At 64.0% G+C, this 15,683-nt stretch carries 11 protein-coding genes and 4 tRNA genes; 3 read left to right on the plus strand and 12 right to left on the minus strand.

Features of this window, described 5'->3' with window-relative positions:
• The first annotated feature begins 18 nt into the window (after positions 1–18).
• Positions 19–1,371, plus strand: a complete 1,353-nt coding sequence (locus AC1Q7Q_RS17160; protein ID WP_492373884.1) for an MATE family efflux transporter — start codon at positions 19–21, stop codon at positions 1,369–1,371.
• Positions 1,372–1,621: 250 nt separating this feature from the next.
• Here the strand turns inward: AC1Q7Q_RS17160 and AC1Q7Q_RS17165 are convergent.
• From AC1Q7Q_RS17165 to gltX, 4 genes are all read right to left on the minus strand, one after another.
• Positions 1,622–1,698, minus strand: a tRNA-Asp gene (locus tag AC1Q7Q_RS17165).
• A 68-nt stretch (positions 1,699–1,766) separates the two neighbouring features.
• Positions 1,767–1,842 (minus strand) — tRNA-Glu (locus AC1Q7Q_RS17170).
• 110 nt (positions 1,843–1,952) lie between these two features.
• A tRNA-Ala gene (locus AC1Q7Q_RS17175) sits at positions 1,953–2,028 on the minus strand.
• Positions 2,029–2,308: 280 nt separating this feature from the next.
• Positions 2,309–3,715, minus strand: a complete 1,407-nt coding sequence (gltX, locus tag AC1Q7Q_RS17180; RefSeq protein ID WP_492387189.1) for a glutamate--tRNA ligase — start codon at positions 3,713–3,715, stop codon at positions 2,309–2,311.
• 248 nt (positions 3,716–3,963) lie between these two features.
• Here gltX and AC1Q7Q_RS17185 point away from each other — a divergent pair, with 248 nt between their 5' ends.
• Positions 3,964–4,914, plus strand: a complete 951-nt coding sequence (locus tag AC1Q7Q_RS17185; RefSeq protein WP_492373886.1) for a patatin-like phospholipase family protein — start codon at positions 3,964–3,966, stop codon at positions 4,912–4,914.
• A gap of 80 nt (positions 4,915–4,994) precedes the next feature.
• On the opposite strand, the gene AC1Q7Q_RS17190 is transcribed toward AC1Q7Q_RS17185, so the two are convergent.
• From AC1Q7Q_RS17190 to AC1Q7Q_RS17210, 5 genes are all read right to left on the minus strand, one after another.
• The gene (locus AC1Q7Q_RS17190) at positions 4,995–5,681 is read right to left on the minus strand and encodes a C40 family peptidase (protein WP_150983330.1); all 687 of its coding nucleotides are present in this window, start codon (positions 5,679–5,681) and stop codon (positions 4,995–4,997) included.
• Positions 5,682–5,967: 286 nt separating this feature from the next.
• On the minus strand, positions 5,968–7,608 hold the full coding sequence (locus tag AC1Q7Q_RS17195; protein ID WP_492373906.1) for an ABC transporter ATP-binding protein: 1,641 nt from the start codon (positions 7,606–7,608) through the stop codon (positions 5,968–5,970).
• A 101-nt stretch (positions 7,609–7,709) separates the two neighbouring features.
• Positions 7,710–8,837, minus strand: coding sequence for an ABC transporter permease (locus AC1Q7Q_RS17200; RefSeq protein ID WP_150983329.1), 1,128 nt, complete (start codon positions 8,835–8,837; stop codon positions 7,710–7,712).
• Positions 8,834–9,886, minus strand: a complete 1,053-nt coding sequence (locus AC1Q7Q_RS17205; RefSeq protein ID WP_043347554.1) for a microcin C ABC transporter permease YejB — start codon at positions 9,884–9,886, stop codon at positions 8,834–8,836. Before AC1Q7Q_RS17205 ends, AC1Q7Q_RS17200 begins: the two co-directional genes overlap by 4 nt.
• Positions 9,887–9,904: 18 nt before the next feature.
• Positions 9,905–11,785: an extracellular solute-binding protein gene (locus AC1Q7Q_RS17210; protein WP_492373887.1), complete on the minus strand. Its 1,881-nt coding sequence runs from the start codon at positions 11,783–11,785 to the stop codon at positions 9,905–9,907.
• A 238-nt stretch (positions 11,786–12,023) separates the two neighbouring features.
• Here AC1Q7Q_RS17210 and fabI point away from each other — a divergent pair, with 238 nt between their 5' ends.
• Positions 12,024–12,812 (plus strand): enoyl-ACP reductase FabI, encoded by a 789-nt coding sequence (fabI, locus tag AC1Q7Q_RS17215; RefSeq protein WP_492373888.1) that lies wholly within the window; start codon positions 12,024–12,026, stop codon positions 12,810–12,812.
• A 103-nt stretch (positions 12,813–12,915) separates the two neighbouring features.
• On the opposite strand, the gene AC1Q7Q_RS17220 is transcribed toward fabI, so the two are convergent.
• The 3 genes from AC1Q7Q_RS17220 to AC1Q7Q_RS17230 form a co-directional block, all read right to left on the minus strand.
• Entirely contained in the window at positions 12,916–13,803 is an 888-nt protein-coding gene (locus AC1Q7Q_RS17220; RefSeq protein ID WP_492373889.1) for an alpha/beta hydrolase, read from the minus strand.
• A gap of 164 nt (positions 13,804–13,967) precedes the next feature.
• A tRNA-Arg gene (locus AC1Q7Q_RS17225) sits at positions 13,968–14,044 on the minus strand.
• A 129-nt stretch (positions 14,045–14,173) separates the two neighbouring features.
• A complete protein-coding gene (locus AC1Q7Q_RS17230; protein ID WP_492373890.1) occupies positions 14,174–15,391 on the minus strand; it encodes a GGDEF domain-containing protein in 1,218 nt (405 codons plus the stop codon).
• Positions 15,392–15,683 lie beyond the last annotated feature (292 nt).

Genomic DNA, 15,683 nt, shown 5'->3' on the forward strand with positions numbered 1-15,683 from the left:
GGCGCCACGCCTGCCCGCATGAGCATGTTCCACGATATCCGCCGCATTTCCGTGCTGGCCGCGCCGGTCCTGGTCGGCCAGCTTGCGGTGATCGCCTTTGGCGTGATCGACACCATCATGGCCGGGCGAGCCTCTGCCATCGACCTGGCCGCCGTGGGGCTGGGCGGGTCCATCTACATCACGGTCTACATCAGCTTGATGGGCGTGCTGCAGGCGCTTTCCCCGATCGCCGGTCAGCTCCATGGCGCCGGGCGCGCGGCGGAAATTGGCAATGAAGTCAGACAGGCCGCCTGGCTGGGACTGGCGCTGGCCATCCCCGGCATGTTGCTGCTGTTGTTCCCCGGCCCGCTGCTGGAGTTTGCCCAGGCACCGCCGGAGCTGGTCGAGAAGGCAACGCAGTACCTGCATATCCAGGCGTTTGGCTTGCCGGCCGCACTGGGCTTTCGCATCTACTCCGCGCTCAACAACGCCTTGTCGCGCCCGATCATGGTGACCGTACTGCAGCTCGTCGGGCTGGTAGTAAAGATTCCGCTCAATGCCTGGTTCATCGACGGTGGCTTCGGCCTGGCCCCGATGGGCGGGCCGGGCTGCGCGCTCGCCTCGGCGCTGATCAGCTGGATCTGGTGCATCTCCGGCATCCTGATCCTGCGGCGCAACGCGGCCTACCGCCCTTTGCAGATCTTTTCCAGCTGGGCGTGGCCGCAAGCGCGGCCGATCCGCGCACTGCTGCGCCTGGGCGTGCCGATGGGGCTGACCTACCTGATCGAGATCACCTCGTTTACGTTGATGTCGATCTTCATCACGCGCATGGGCACCGTGGTGCTGGCTGGCCACCAGATCATTGCCAACCTGGGGGCCGTGGCCTATATGTTGCCGCTGTCGCTGGCGATTGCCACCTCCACGCTGGTAGCACAGTCCATCGGTGCGCGCGATCAGGACAGCGCACGCCGTATTGCCCGCCGCGGCATCTGCCTGGCAGCTACGCTGGCGATCATGGTCGGCGGCCTGCTGTGGATCCTGCGAGAACCGCTGCTGCATGCCTACGCAAAGGATCCGGCAGTGGTACGCGCCGCCCTTCCTCTCATGTTGTTCATCGCCTTCTACCAAGCATTCGACGCGGTCCAGGTCATGACGGCATTCATCCTGCGCGCCTACAAGATCGCACTGGTGCCGACCTTGATCTACGCGATATCTCTCTGGGGAGTCGGCCTGGGGGGCGGCTACGTGCTGGGCTTTGGCCTGATCGATGCCCTGCCCGCCTTCACGCGTGGAGCAGCGGGGTTCTGGCTGGCTAACAGCATCAGCCTCGCGATCGCCGGCTCGCTGCTGGTGCGCTACTTCGTCACAGTCAGCCGGCGCCGTACAAGCTGAGCAAGCCTGGAACGCGCAGCGGATGGATTATCTCCGCTGCGACAAGGGCATATAGCCGAACAAGCGCAGACCGCGACCAGCCACAACGCGATAATGCCTGCCTGGCTATCAGGCATGGCCCGGCATAATGTCGCCGCACCACCACCATGCGCGAGCCGAATCAAATAGCAGGGATTATCGGAAACTGATCGAGTGAATGCCGAACGGCAAAAGAAAAAACCCGCATGGCATAACCATGCGGGTTTAGTTTTGGCGGAGTGGACGGGACTCGAACCCGCGACCCCCGGCGTGACAGGCCGGTATTCTAACCAACTGAACTACCACTCCATACTCTTACTTATCATCGACAGTGATGCTTTCGACGACAAACCGAACGTTTGGTTACGTTCGTTATTTGGCGTCCCCAAGGGGATTCGAACCCCTGTACTCACCGTGAAAGGGTGATGTCCTAGGCCTCTAGACGATGGGGACAGAAACTTGTCTTTCGACTTATTCCGTCTGGCACCGTGAATATCCCAAAAACAAGATTTTCACAGAATCCTGGAAATCTCGATTTACTACACTCGAAACTTCCGGCATTTTGGTGGAGCTAAGCGGGATCGAACCGCTGACCTCTTGCATGCCATGCAAGCGCTCTCCCAGCTGAGCTATAGCCCCATGGTACTACGTTACCGCCCACTTCTTTTTTCTGCCGCCGCCTTCGCAGCGTTTCGCGTTTGTTTCTTCGTTTCAGCGAAGACAAGATTATATAAACAACCTTGCTTTTTTGCAACCCTTTTTTTAACTTTTTTCTGCGATCCACATTACTGCGGGATTACTTCTTATCGCTTCCATCCGTTATGCCCGCTTGGTTTTTGTCCGCGCTGCAGGGAGAACAAGATTATGCTGAATTCCTGGCAGTAGCGCAAGCCCCTGTCAGGAATTTCTGCAAATTATTTCAGGCGAGCCCGGCCTGGATGCGGCGCAGCACCGTATCGCGCCCAAACAACTCCAGCACGGCATCGATGGCAGGCGTCTGCAACTGCCCCGCCACCAGCAGGCGGACCGGCATGGCCAGCTTGGGCATCTTCAGGCCGAACTCGGCCAGCACCGCTTTGAAGGCCGCGCTGATCTCCTCGCGCTTCCACTCGGTGAGTGCCGCCAGCCGCGTGGCCAGGGCCTGCAGTGCCGGCAGGATGTCGGCGTTGAGGTGTTCTGCCTTGAGCGCCGGATCCGGCTGCGGCTCGCCGCGGTAGAACAGCAGCGCGGCCTGAGCCACGTCCTTCAGGGTATTGGCACGGTCCTTCACCAGCCCGATGACACCCTCCAGGCTTGCGCCCTCCACCTTGCCACCCAGCGCCTCGATGAACGGCTGGGTCAACCCGGCCAGGCGCGCATTGTCGCCTACCTTGATGTAGTGGTTGTTCAGCCAGGCCAGCTTTTCCGGGTTGTACTGCGCCGGCGACTTGCCCAGGTGCTCCAGGTCGAACCATTCCACGAACTGCTCGCGCGAGAAGATCTCGGCGTCGCCATGTGCCCAGCCCAGGCGGGCCAGATAGTTTAGGACGGCCTCGGGCAGATAGCCTTCGTCGCGGTAGCCGGTCACGGGCATGGCGCCATGGCGCTTGCTCATCTTCTCGCCCTGCTCGTTGAGCACGGTCGGCAAGTGCGCGTACACGGGGGCAACGCCACCCAGTGCGCGGATAATGTTGATCTGGCGCGGGGTGTTGTTGACGTGGTCGTCGCCGCGGATCACGTGGGTGATGCGCATGTCGAGATCGTCGATCACCACGCAGAAGTTATAGGTCGGCGTGCCGTCCGGGCGCGCGATCACCAGGTCGTCCAGCTCGTCGTTGGAGATTTCGATCCGGCCCTTGACCGCATCGTCCCAGACCACGCTGCCGCCAATCGGGTTCTTGAAGCGGATCACCGGCTGCACGCCGGCCGGCGGCGCCGGCAGGACCTTGCCCGGCTCGGGACGCCAGAACCCGTTGTAACGCGGCTTCTCGCCGCGCTCGCGCTGCGCGTCGCGCAGCGCGTCCAGCTCTTCGGTGCTCATGTAGCAAGGATAGGCCAGCTCGCTGTCCAGCATCTGCTTGACCACCTCGCGATAGCGGTCCATGCGCTCCATCTGGTAGAACGGGCCTTCGTCGATATCGAGATCGAGCCAGGCCATGCCTTCCAGGATCACGTCCACCGATCCCTGCGAAGAACGCTCGACGTCCGTGTCCTCGATGCGCAGGATGAAATCGCCCTTCATGCGGCGCGCAAAGGCCCAGGGGTAGAGCGCGGAGCGGATATTGCCGAGGTGAATGAAGCCGGTCGGGCTCGGCGCGAAGCGGGTGCGGACGCGTTGTTGTGTCATAGAGGAATGAAACAAAAAAGCCCGCGCACGAATGCGCGCAGGCCGGAGTGTAGGATCGCCGCATTATAGCAAGCAGGGCGCGGCATCCCGCCCCATCCGGCGCCGGGATGCCCGGCCGCGCGGAATCATTTATGCTCTGCCCGGTCTGAATGCTGTCGCGCGGGACGCGTGGCCAGCGCGGACGGCACATTCCTGCCGTCGCGGCGCTAGCTATGCCTAATGCGCCACTTCTCTTCCCTCGGTTATCCATGCAACGACGCAATTTCCTTGGCGCCGGCGCGGCAGCACTGCTGGCCGCCTGCTCCTTTGGCCCCAGGCCGGGCACCCTCACCGCCACACCGGAAACACCGGTCGTGCCGTCCCTGGTGCCCGTGGTGCCACCTCGCCCCATCAGGATCGGCCTCGCGCTTGGCGGCGGCGCCGCGCGCGGCTTTGCCCATATCGGCGTGATAAAGGCGCTGGAGGCGCAAGGCATCCACCCGGACCTCGTCACCGGCACCAGCGCGGGCGCGGTGGTCGCAGCGCTCTACGCTTCGGGCATGAGCGGCTTCCAGCTCAACAAGCTGGCGCTGACGATGGACGAAGCCGCCATCGCCGACTGGGCCCTGCCCTTTGGCACCCGTTTCGGCGGCTGGCTCAAGGGCGAGGCGCTGCAGAACTATGTGAACAAGCTGATCGCCAATCGCTCCATCGAGTCCATGAAACTGCCGCTGGGCATCGTCGCCACCGATCTCAAGACCGGCCAGGGCATCCTGTTCCGGCGCGGCAATACGGGCCAGGCGGTGCGTGCGTCGAGTAGCGTGCCGGGGGTGTTCCAGCCAGTCTCGATCCAGGGACACGACTATGTGGACGGTGGCCTGGTCGAGCCCGTGCCGGTGGACTCCGCGCGTACCATGGGCGCGGACTTCGTGATTGCCGTGAATATCTCCGCCGAGCCTTCCAGCCAGAAAAGCAATGGCCAGAGCGGCGTATTGCTACAGACCACCGCCATCATGGGGCAGTCGATCAGCAAGATGGCGCTGGCGCGAGCCGACATTGTGATCCGCCCCGACCTGCCGGACATGAGCGGCAGCGACTTCAACTCGCGCAACCGCGCCATCCTGGCCGGCGAGCAAGCCGCCGCCGCCGTGATGGCGAGCCTGCGCGACAAGCTCGCCCAGGCACGGCTGCGGCCCGCCGGCACAGTAGCCGCGCAGTAAGCGGCAGGCAGCACAAACGAAAAAAGGACTGCGTGGCAGTCCTTTTTCCTTGACTGGCGCGGACCGCGTCCGCGCGCCGATCAGCCGCCGTAGAGCGGGCGATTGACTGCATTCGGATCGAAACGCTTCAGGGTCTCGACCATATTGCCAAGGTTGTTGGCACTGCCGCTGTCCTGCGGCGCGTCATCGATACGGCGCGCGCCGTTATAGCGCGTCACCCAATACGAGGCACGCATGTCGTCGACGCGGATCTTGCTGCCGGTGGACGGCGCGTGGACGAACTTGTTGTCGCCAATATAGATGCCAACATGCGAGAAGGTGTGGCGCATGGTGTTGAAGAACACCAGGTCGCCGGGGCGCAGGTCGTTGGATGCCACGGTGGTGCCGACCTGGCTCATCTCGACCGAGCGGCGCGGCAGCACAAAGCCAAAGGTGTCATTGAACACGTAGCGAACGAAGCCGCTGCAGTCCAGGCCCGATTCGGGGCTGTTGCCACCGAAGCGGTAGCGCACGCCAATCAGCCCGAGGGCATTCATGACCAGGTCGCCGGCCTTGCTGGCCACATGGCTGGTGGAATTCATGACCGAAGAAAGCAAGCCGCGCTTGCCTTCCGGATGCGGGTCCGCACTCAGTTCGGTACGTGCATCGATGCGGGCGTCGGGATCCTTGAACACCGTATCAGCCAGCACTCCATTCGATAGAGTGGCACCGCAGGCAATGGCAATTCCTACGGCGCCGCGCGCCAGGGAATGAAGCATTCGCTGCATTGGTTCTCCTGATGAATCGTTCTTGACCGCCCCCGGGAAAACACACCGGGCGGGCTTGAAATCAATGGGATGACTCGCACGCAAAAAGCGGACCAAGTGATGCAAACCACTCGCCACACGCATAAGCGACGCGCGAACCACCCCCGAAAATAGTTCTCGCCGGATGGTATAAGGTTGTCATCCACATGTCAAAGTTCGTTACAAAATTCAAATAAAACGCTTTGCAATCAAGGCTATACGACGAAAGTCGCAGATGCTTTCTCGGTTTGATTATGTCAACCGCAGGTCAATCGGGTGACACCCTGAGTTCAGCTGCACCAAGTTGTGGCGGCGTCGGGTCGCTCGCACCAATTTCGGCCGCGATCATGAGCTTGCGGGTATATGCGTGCTGCGGAGCACCCAGGACGGCCTCGGTATCCCCTGCTTCGACCACCTCGCCGGACTTCATCACGATGACGCGGTGCGCCATGGCGCGGATCACCGCGAGATCGTGGCTGATGAAGAGATAGCTCAGGTTGTACTTGCGCTGCAATTGCGTCAGGAGCGCCAGCACCTGCTGCTGGATGGACACGTCGAGCGCCGAGGTGGGTTCGTCGAGCACCAGCACCTGCGGCTTGAGGATCAGCACGCGCGCGATGGCAACGCGCTGGCGCTGGCCGCCGGAAAACTCGTGCGGATACCGCCCCAGGGCAGTGCGGTCCATGCCTACCTCTCGCAGCGCCTCGGTGACGCGCTGGCGCATGGCATCGCGCGACAAGCCAGGCTGGTGCAGGGCCAGGCCCTCCCCCACGATCTGCTCAATGGTCATGCGCGGCGACAACGAGCCGAACGGATCCTGGAACACCACCTGCAAGCGCGAGCGCAAGGCGCTGCGCTCGCGCCGGGAGACCTCGTCCAGGCTCTTGCCCAGGAACTGGATATCCCCGGCGCCGCGGCGCTGCAGGTTCAGCACCGCATGGGCCAACGTGGTCTTGCCTGAGCCCGACTCGCCCACGATGCCGATGGTCTCGCCCTCGCGCAGCGCGAAATTCACGTCCTTGACGGCGGCAAACTGGTCGCGGCCAAACCATCCGGCCAGGCCGCGGCGCTTGCGCGCATAGTTCACGCACAAGCCGCGCGCCTCCAGCAACACGGGGGCTAGCGGCACAAGCGGAAGCACCTCGCGCCGCGGACGGCTGTCGATCAGCTTGCGGGTGTAAGGATGCTGGGGCGCTGCGAAGATCGCGGCAGTCTCGCCAACCTCGACCAGCACGCCCTTCTCCATCACCCCCACTCGCTGGGCGAAGGCCCGCACCAGGTTGAGGTCGTGCGTGATCAGCATCACGGCCATACCGAACTCCGCCTGCAGGTCGCGCAGCAACTCCAGGATCTGGACCCGGATGGTGACGTCCAACGCCGTGGTGGGCTCGTCGGCCAGCAGCAGCTTGGGCCGGCAGGCAAGCGCCATGGCAATCATGGCGCGCTGGCGCTGGCCACCCGAAAGCTGGTGGGGAAAGCTGTCGAAACGGTGCGCCGCGTCGCTGATGCCCGTGCGCTCGAGCAGCGCGATGGCACGCTCGCGCGCCGCGCGCCGGTCCAGGCCCTCATGCAGCGCCAGCGTCTCCACAATCTGGTTGCCAATGGTGTAGAGCGGATTGAGCGCGGTCATCGGCTCCTGGAAGATCATGGCGATGTCGGCGCCGCGGATGCCGCGCATCTCGCGCTCCGACACCTTGAGCAGGTCGCGCCCCTCGAAGCGCACCGAGCCCTGGTAGCGCGCATCGTCCACCAGGCGCAGCATCGCCAGCGCCGTGACAGTCTTGCCCGAGCCTGACTCGCCCACCAGCGCAAAGCGCTCGCCGGCGCGCAGGTCGAAGCTGACATCGCGCACCGCCCGGGTGGCATCCTCGCCATGACCGAAGGTGACTGACAGGCTGTCGATGCACATCAGCGGGCCGCCGGCATCCCCCTTGGCTTGCGCGGGTTGCGTTGGGTCGTTGGCGCTGGCTTGCGTGGCCCGTGTGGCCTGTGCGGCTTGTTGCATTGCGCTCATGACACCGCCTCGGCCGCGGGAGAACCCTCTGGCGCCTTCGGCTCAACACGGCCGCGCAGCTGGGCCAGGCCCAGGCGCGTATCGAAGGCGTCGCGCAGCGCGTCGCCCATGAACGTCAGCAGCAGCAGCGTCACCACTAGTACGGCAAAGGTCGACAAGGAAATCCACCAGGCATCGAGGTTGGCCTTGCCTTGCGCCAGCAGCTCGCCCAGGCTTGGCGTGGTGGGTGGCACGCCGAGGCCGAGGAAGTCGAGGCTGGTCAGGGCCAGGATGGCCGCACTCATGCGAAATGGCAGGAAGGTGATGACCGGTGTCAGGCTGTTGGGCAGGATATGGCGCCACATGATCTGTACATTGGACAGTCCCAGCGCCCGCGCCGCCTTGACGTAGTCGAGCGAGCGGTTGCGATAGAACTCGGCGCGCACGTAGTCGGACAAACCCATCCAGCCGAACAGCGAAAGCAGGATAATCAGCAGCGCCAGGCTCGGCGTGAAGATGGACGCGAAGATGATCAGCAAGTAGAGCTCGGGCATCGAGCTCCAGATCTCGATGGCGCGCTGCGAGATCAGGTCGAAGCGCCCGCCGAAGAAACCCATCAGCGCGCCCGTCAAGGTGCCGATCACCACGCCGATCAACGTCAGCGCCAGACTGAACAGCACCGAGACGCGGAACCCATAGAGCAGCCGCGCCAGCACATCGCGCCCGCGGTCATCGGTACCCAGCCAGTTCTCCGCAGAAGGCGGCGCCGGGTTCGGCTCCTTGGAGAAATAGTTGATCGAGTCGTATGAGTACCGGTTGGGCGGGAAAATGGCGAAATTGCCGTTGCTGGTGATGCGGTCGCGGATAAACGGATCGAGATAGTCAGCCTTGGTGGGAAAGTCCCCGTCGAAGGTGCTCTCGGCGTAGGTCTTGACGATGGGGAAATACCACTCGCCCTTGTACTTCACTACCAGCGGCCGATCGCTGGACAAGGTCTCGGCAACCATGCTCAGCAGGAAAATGGCGACGAAGAGAATCAGGCTCCAGTAGCCCAGGCGATTGCGGCGAAAGCGCTGCCAGGCGCGCTGGCGCGGTGACAGGGAATGCGGCAGCCCGTTGGGGAGCGTGCGCGAGCTGAATTTCATCGGTGCACCGCCTCGAAGTGGATGCGCGGGTCGACCATCACATAGCAAACGTCGGAGATCAGCCGCGTCACCAGGCCGATCAGGGTGAACAGGTAGAGCGTGCCCAGCACAACAGGATAATCCCGCCGCAGCACCGCCTCGTAGGACAGCAGGCCAAGCCCGTCGAGCGAAAACAGGGTTTCGATCAGCAGGGAGCCGGTGAAGAAAGCGCCGATGAAGGCTGCCGGGAAACCGGTCACGAGCGGAATCAGCGCGTTACGGAAGACGTGTTTCCAGAGCACGCGCCGCTCCGCCAGCCCCTTGGCGCGGGCGGTCAGGACGTACTGCTTGCGGATCTCTTCCAGGAACGCGTTCTTGGTCAGCATGGTGACGACCGCGAAGCTGCCCACCACCGAGGCGGTGATCGGCAGCACGAGGTGCCACAGGTAATCCATCACCTTGCCCATCAGCGTGAGCTGGTCCCAGTTATCCGATGTGAGGCCGCGCAAGGGGAACCACTGCACAAAGGTACCGCCTCCGAACAGCACCAGCAGCAACACGCCCAGCACGAAGCCTGGAATGGCATAGCCCACCAGCACCACCATGCTGGTCACGACATCGAAGCGGCTGCCCGCCCGGATCGCCTTGGATATGCCGAGCGGCACCGATATCAGGTAGGTCAGGAAAAAGGTCCATAGCCCCAGGCTGACCGAGACCGGCATCTTCGACTTCACCAGCTCCCACACGCTACGGTGCTGGAAATAGCTCTGCCCCAGGTCAAACCGGGCGAAGCGCTTGAGCATCATGAAATAGCGCTCCAGCGGCGGTTTGTCGAAGCCATACAGGGCCTGGATCTCCTTGATCTTGTCGGGGTCCACGCCGCGCCGGCCGCGATACTCCGCGCCGCCGCCGCTGGCCTCCCCGCCACCGCCACCCCGCCCCTTGAGTTCCAGCATCATTTGTTCGACCGGCCCTCCCGGAACGAACTGGATCACCGCGAAGGTCAGCGTGATGACGCCGAGCAGGGTCGGGATCATCAACAGTACGCGCTTGAGCAGATAGGCGAGCATCTTGTTTCCTTGTCGCGCTTATTGTGCGGCCGGCTTGGTGTCGGCACGCCACCAGTTGCTCAGGACCCAGCCCTCCGCCGTGTAGTAGTACGGCAGGCGCTGCGGATAGACCAGCTCTTTCCGGTATGCCACCCGATGCGACGCGCTATACCAGTTGGGCACGATGTAGTAGCCGTGCATCAGCACGCGGTCCAGCGCACGCCCGGCATTGATCAGTTCTTCGCGAGTATGGGCGTGCAGGACATTGTCCACCAAGCGGTCGATCGCCGGCGATTTCAGGCCAAACAGATTGTCGGAGCCAGGCGTGCCGGCCGCCTCGCTGTTGAAGCGGTCGCGCAACTCGTTGCCCGGGCTCTGCGAATCAGGGAAACGGATCGACACCATGTCGAAGTCGAAGTCTTCCAGCCGCTTCTGGTACAACGCGAAATCGGTGGTGCGCTGGTTCACCTCGATCCCCAGCTTTTCCAGGTTGCGCACGTAGGTGGTGATGACGCGGCTCATGGCCCCGCCGTCGTCCAGGAACTCGAAGACAAATGGCTCGCCCTTGGCATTGCGCAGCGCACCATCCGCGTAGGTCCAGCCGGCCTGTGCCAGCAGCCGGCGCGCATCGCGCAGGTTGTCGCGCAGCGAACGCGGCGGATTGGTGGTGGGCATCGACACGATGGGGCCAAACACCTCGGGCGCCAGCTGCGCGCGCAGCGGCTCGAGCAGTTCCAGCTCGCCGGGGCCGGGCCGGCCGTCGAACGTGGCGCTGGCGGCCAGCTCGCTGTTGGAAAACCAGCTATCGAGGCGGCGATACGCGCCATAGAACAGCTGGCGATTGAGCCACTCGAAATCCAGCGCCAGGATCAGGGCCTGCCGCACCCGCACATCCTGGAACATCGGCTTGCGCATGTTCATGACGAAGCCTTGCATGCCGGCTCCGTTGCGGTGCGGAAAATCGGTCTTGAGCAGTTCGCCATTGGAAAAGCGCTTGCCCTCGTAGCTCTTGGCCCAGCTCTTGGCCTTGTACTCGACGATGGCATCGAACTCGCCAGCCTTGAAGGCTTCGAGCTTGGCGGTCTCGTCCTTGTACAGGCGATAGACCACCCGGTCGAAGTTGAAAGTGCCGCGGCGCACCGCCAGGTCCTTGCCCCAGTACGACGGATCGCGCTTGAAGGTGATGCCGCGCCCGGCATCGTAGCGCTCGATCAGGTAAGGCCCGCTGGCCACTGGATCCTCGAAGGTCAGCTTGTCAAACGGCACCGTGGCGGTCCACTTCTTGGAGAACACCGGCAAGGAGCCAACGATCAGCGGCAGCTCGATGTTGCGCTGCCTGAAATCGAACCGTACCGTGCGCGAATCCACCACCGTGACGGCCTTCACGTCGGTGCACATGCTGCGGTAGCCAGGGCTGGATGCCTTGCTCATCAGCATGTCGTAGGAGTACTTGACGTCGCCGGCCAGCACCGGATCGCCGTTGCTGAAACGCGCCTGCGGCCGGATGTGGAAGGTAACGGACAGTTCGTCCGGCGCCACGGTCACGTCATCCGCCAGCAAGCCATAGGCGCTGGCGGTTTCATCGCTGCTGGCAATCAACAGCGACTCGAACATCAGCGCGTTCACACCCGGGGCGGAGGTACCCTTGAGCGTGAACGGGTTGAACTTGTCGAAGCTGGTGCGGCGGTCCGGGTTGGCAAGCGTCAGCGTGCCGCCGCGCGGCGCGTCCGGGTTAGCGTAGTCGAAATGGGTGAAATCGGCGGGATACTTGAGGCCGCCATACTGTGCGAAGCCATGGGCGGCTCCGGCTGACAAGGGAAAACCCGCGGTACACAGGGCTACTAATCCACAGCCCAGCGCCGCAAATGTGCGGAAGCGCTGCCATGCCGCCTGAAGCGGTCTACGTGCGCGAATATGCATCCGGTTTGGGTCCTCCACCTGAATCGGATCGTCCGCAGCCTTCGGCGGCGCGGTCAAGTTATGAGACAATTTTACATGGGTTCGGCTGGCATCCAGCCATCCGGACATTCCAGTACGCGGCACCGCTGTTTTGCCGGTCGTCAGCCTGCTGAAAAGCAGCCGCCGCGCGGTGCGCGCCGCAACCCGGACGCCATTGCACGAAACGTGCCCGTCCACCTCGAACATCATTGGAGAAGTTATGGGATTTCTCGCAGGTAAGCGAATCCTGATCACCGGCTTGCTGTCCAATCGCTCGATCGCCTACGGCATCGCGACGGCCTGCAAGCGCGAAGGCGCCGAGCTCGCCTTCACCTATGTCGGCGAGCGCTTCAAGGACCGCATCAACGACTTCGCCAAGGAATTTGGCAGCAGCCTGGTATTCGAATGCGACGTTGGCAGCGACGAACAGATCGCCGCCACCTTCGCCGCGCTTGGCCAAAGCTGGGACAAGCTCGATGGCCTGGTGCACTCGATCGGCTTCGCGCCGCGCGAAGCCATCGCCGGCGACTTCCTGGAAGGCCTCTCGCGCGAGTCCTTCCGCATGGCGCACGACATCTCCGCCTACAGCTTCCCCGCGCTGGCCAAGGCCGCCTTGCCCATGCTGTCTGACAAGGCCTCGCTGCTGACGCTGACCTACCTTGGCGCGGAGCGCGTGGTCCCGAACTACAACACCATGGGCCTGGCCAAGGCATCACTGGAAGCCAGCGTGCGCTACCTGGCCGCTTCGGTGGGCCCGCGCGGCATTCGTGCCAACGGCATTTCCGCCGGCCCGATCAAGACCCTGGCCGCATCCGGTATCAAGGGCTTCGGCAAGCTGCTGGGCCACATCGAGGAGGCAGCGCCGCTGCGCCGCAATGTGACCATCGACGAGGTCGGCAACGTGGCCGCCTTCCTGCTGTCGGACCTGTCCAGCGGCGTGACCGGCGAGATCACCTACGTGGACGCCGGCTTCAATACCGTGGGTGCGAGCCTGCCCGAAGAAGCGTAATCCCGGCGCGGCCGCCTCTCACGGCGGCCATCGCGAAAAAGGGGCGTGCGGCTTTGGCCGACGCCCCTTTTTCGTGCCCGCCCGGCGGCACAGCGTGCGCGGCCTATTTGGCGACCTGCCCGCCCAGGCAGCCCGAGCGCAGATAGGTGACGATAGGCGCCCAGAACGCGTCCTGGCGCTCCGGCAGGATCGCCGCATCGTGCGGCAGCGCCGACAGCGCCACCAGCCGGCTGGGGCCACCGGCGGCGCGCTCCAGCCGCTCGGCATATGCAAAGGGAATCACTTCGTCCGCGCGGCTGTGCACAAGCAGCAGCGGCAGCATTGAATTTCGCAATTGGTCCTCGTTGTCCCACGGTTCCGGAAGCAGCCTTGCCACCCACGCCGGCACCCGCCCGGTCACCACCGCCGCCTCGCGTGCGGACGTGAAGCCGGCGGCAATCACCAGGCCAGCGGGCGCCGGGCGCAAGGCGGGGATCACGTCCAGCAGCACCCCGGAACCCAGCGAAAAGCCCATCACATAGCGCCGGCTGGCACGCGGCGTCATGGCGAGGAACTGGCCATACGCGGCCAGGCCGTCCTCATGCAGGTTGACCACGCCGGGCTTGCCGCCGCTGGCGCCATAGCCGCTGTAGTCGAATACGCAGGACGAGATCCCATTGTGGTAGAGCAACGCCTGCGCGCTGGCCCAGTCCGACAAGTTTTCCTCGTCGCCGTGGTAGATCAGCACGGCGGGCGCGTCACCGCCCTGAGCCAGGACGCAAGAGGCGCGCAGCATGCGCGCGCCGCTGGCAAACGCGAACTGGCGCGACGCGACCCCCAGGCGGTCCGGCGTCATCGCGTCGGCCGCATCGGCCGGCTTGGGCTCGAACGCGTCCTCCTCGACCGCCAGGAACAAGGCATGGCGGGCAATGGCGGCCAGCATCAGCAGGCACGCGCCGCCGGCCAGCCAGTAACGGAGCTTCCTGCCTGCACCTGTGTTGAACTTCGCCATGGGACTAGCCTCGGGAAAGGCGCCGTGCCAGAAAAAACCACGACATCCCCGAAATCTTAGACCGGACTGGCGGCCATCGGCAGCCCATCGCCTGAGTTCGCGATGCGATGGCGCCTCTGGGCGATGGAGAATGCTGGGGGAATGCTGAGGAATGCGGGAGAAAATGGTCCGCCCTACACGATTCGAACGTGTGACCGCTCGCTTAGAAGGCGAGTGCTCTATCCAACTGAGCTAAGGGCGGACAGGAGGAACTACTGAAATGCAGAGGGCTTCGCATGCTGCTGAACGGCTTAGCATGCGAAGCCCGGTATTCTACCTCAGCCCCGCGGCCGATCCTACCGTGTCGGCATGCGGCCCGACACAGCCCGGCTCAGGATGCCTGCGAAACCCGCATTCGCGGCGTCGTGGCCATGCCGGCAAGCCGGTCAATGGGTTGCGTGGACACACAGTTGCGCCCCATGGTTTTGGCATCGTAGAGGGCATTGTCGGCGCGGCGCATGAGCGTATCCGCCCCCTCCCCCGGCAGCCGCTCCGCCATGCCGATGCTTACCGTGTAGGAAATCGCATCCGGCTCGGAAGGGCACGGCGTGGTGCGCACAAGCGCACTCAGGCGCAGGCTGATCGCCCGGCCCTGGTCCAGCGCGGTGCCGGGCATCACGATGCCAAACTCCTCCCCACCCAGCCGGCCGACGAAATCGTCCGCGCGCACCGACTTGCGCAGCAAGCCGCTGAAGTGGCGCAGCACGCTGTCGCCGGCCAGATGGCCATAGAGATCATTGATGGCCTTGAAATGATCCAGGTCGATGAACGCCACGGTCAGCGGGCGTTGCTGGCGGTCCGCTTGCTTGCAGGCCTCTTCCAGCGCCTCCCAGTAAGGGCCGCGCGACAGGACGTCGGTCAGGTCGTCATAGCTGGCGCGGTGCTCCAGACGTCGGCGCAGGCTATCGTGGGCAAGCAGCGCGAAGCTCACGGCCAGGCTGACAATGCCAAAGGCGTGCAGAACGGCAAAGGTTTCCCGGGGCGGGCGCTTTGCCAGCCAGGCCAGGCCAGCGGGGAGCAGCTTGAGGTCGATGGCTTGATAGAGGCCCATGACCGCGCAAGCGAGCGCGATCAGCCCGAGCGACAGCGCCGCCAGGCGGCCGGTGCCGCGCCTGGCGCGCACTTGCGGCGCCACCACGCGCAGCAACAACAGCGGAAGATAGGTATTGGCCAGGATAAAGACGAGCGCCGGCTCCGCCGGCGACACGCCCGCCCAATCGAAGTACGCGGCGTTGGCCAGCACGGCAAGGTTCAGCAAGCAGAGCGCAGCCGCACCCCCGCGCTTGCCGAAAAAGCGGCGCGTGCCATAGACCATCAAGGACAAAGCCGCCGTCATGACCAGATCCACCAGATTGAGCGTAAGCCATTCCGGCAGATAGTCCTGCGCAGCGAGCAAGACGGTGGCTGCGGTGACCAGCAACGCGCCGGTCACCCAAGAATTCAAACCGGCGCGGCCCATGCCGGGTGTGCGCTGCAAGACTGCGAACACCACCGCCATCTGCAACCCGAATAGGCCCGCGACCAGCACACTAACCTGCGACTGAAACATGATTTCCCCGTCCAACTTGGCAGGCAGCGTTCCGTCACGCCACCATGCGCCCCGGGACCCGCGCGGACCCGAGGTTTTCGCCATTCTTTCTTTTTAAGCTTCTGACCGTCTTCATGCGCCCCGGCGGACAGGGGCTGGGCCTCGCGATCGTGGCGAGGGCACTCTTATTCTCATGTTCGGCGCCAGTCCCGCTAGCGGCACGGATTGCCTGTGCGCCTGACCGGGCGCGGGGCCTGGCCGCTGCGGTGTGCGGATTATGTCAGCGCTTGCGACCAAGTCAAGCGAACCTTTT

This window comes from Cupriavidus sp. GW823-FHT07A04 (genome assembly GCF_058794615.1).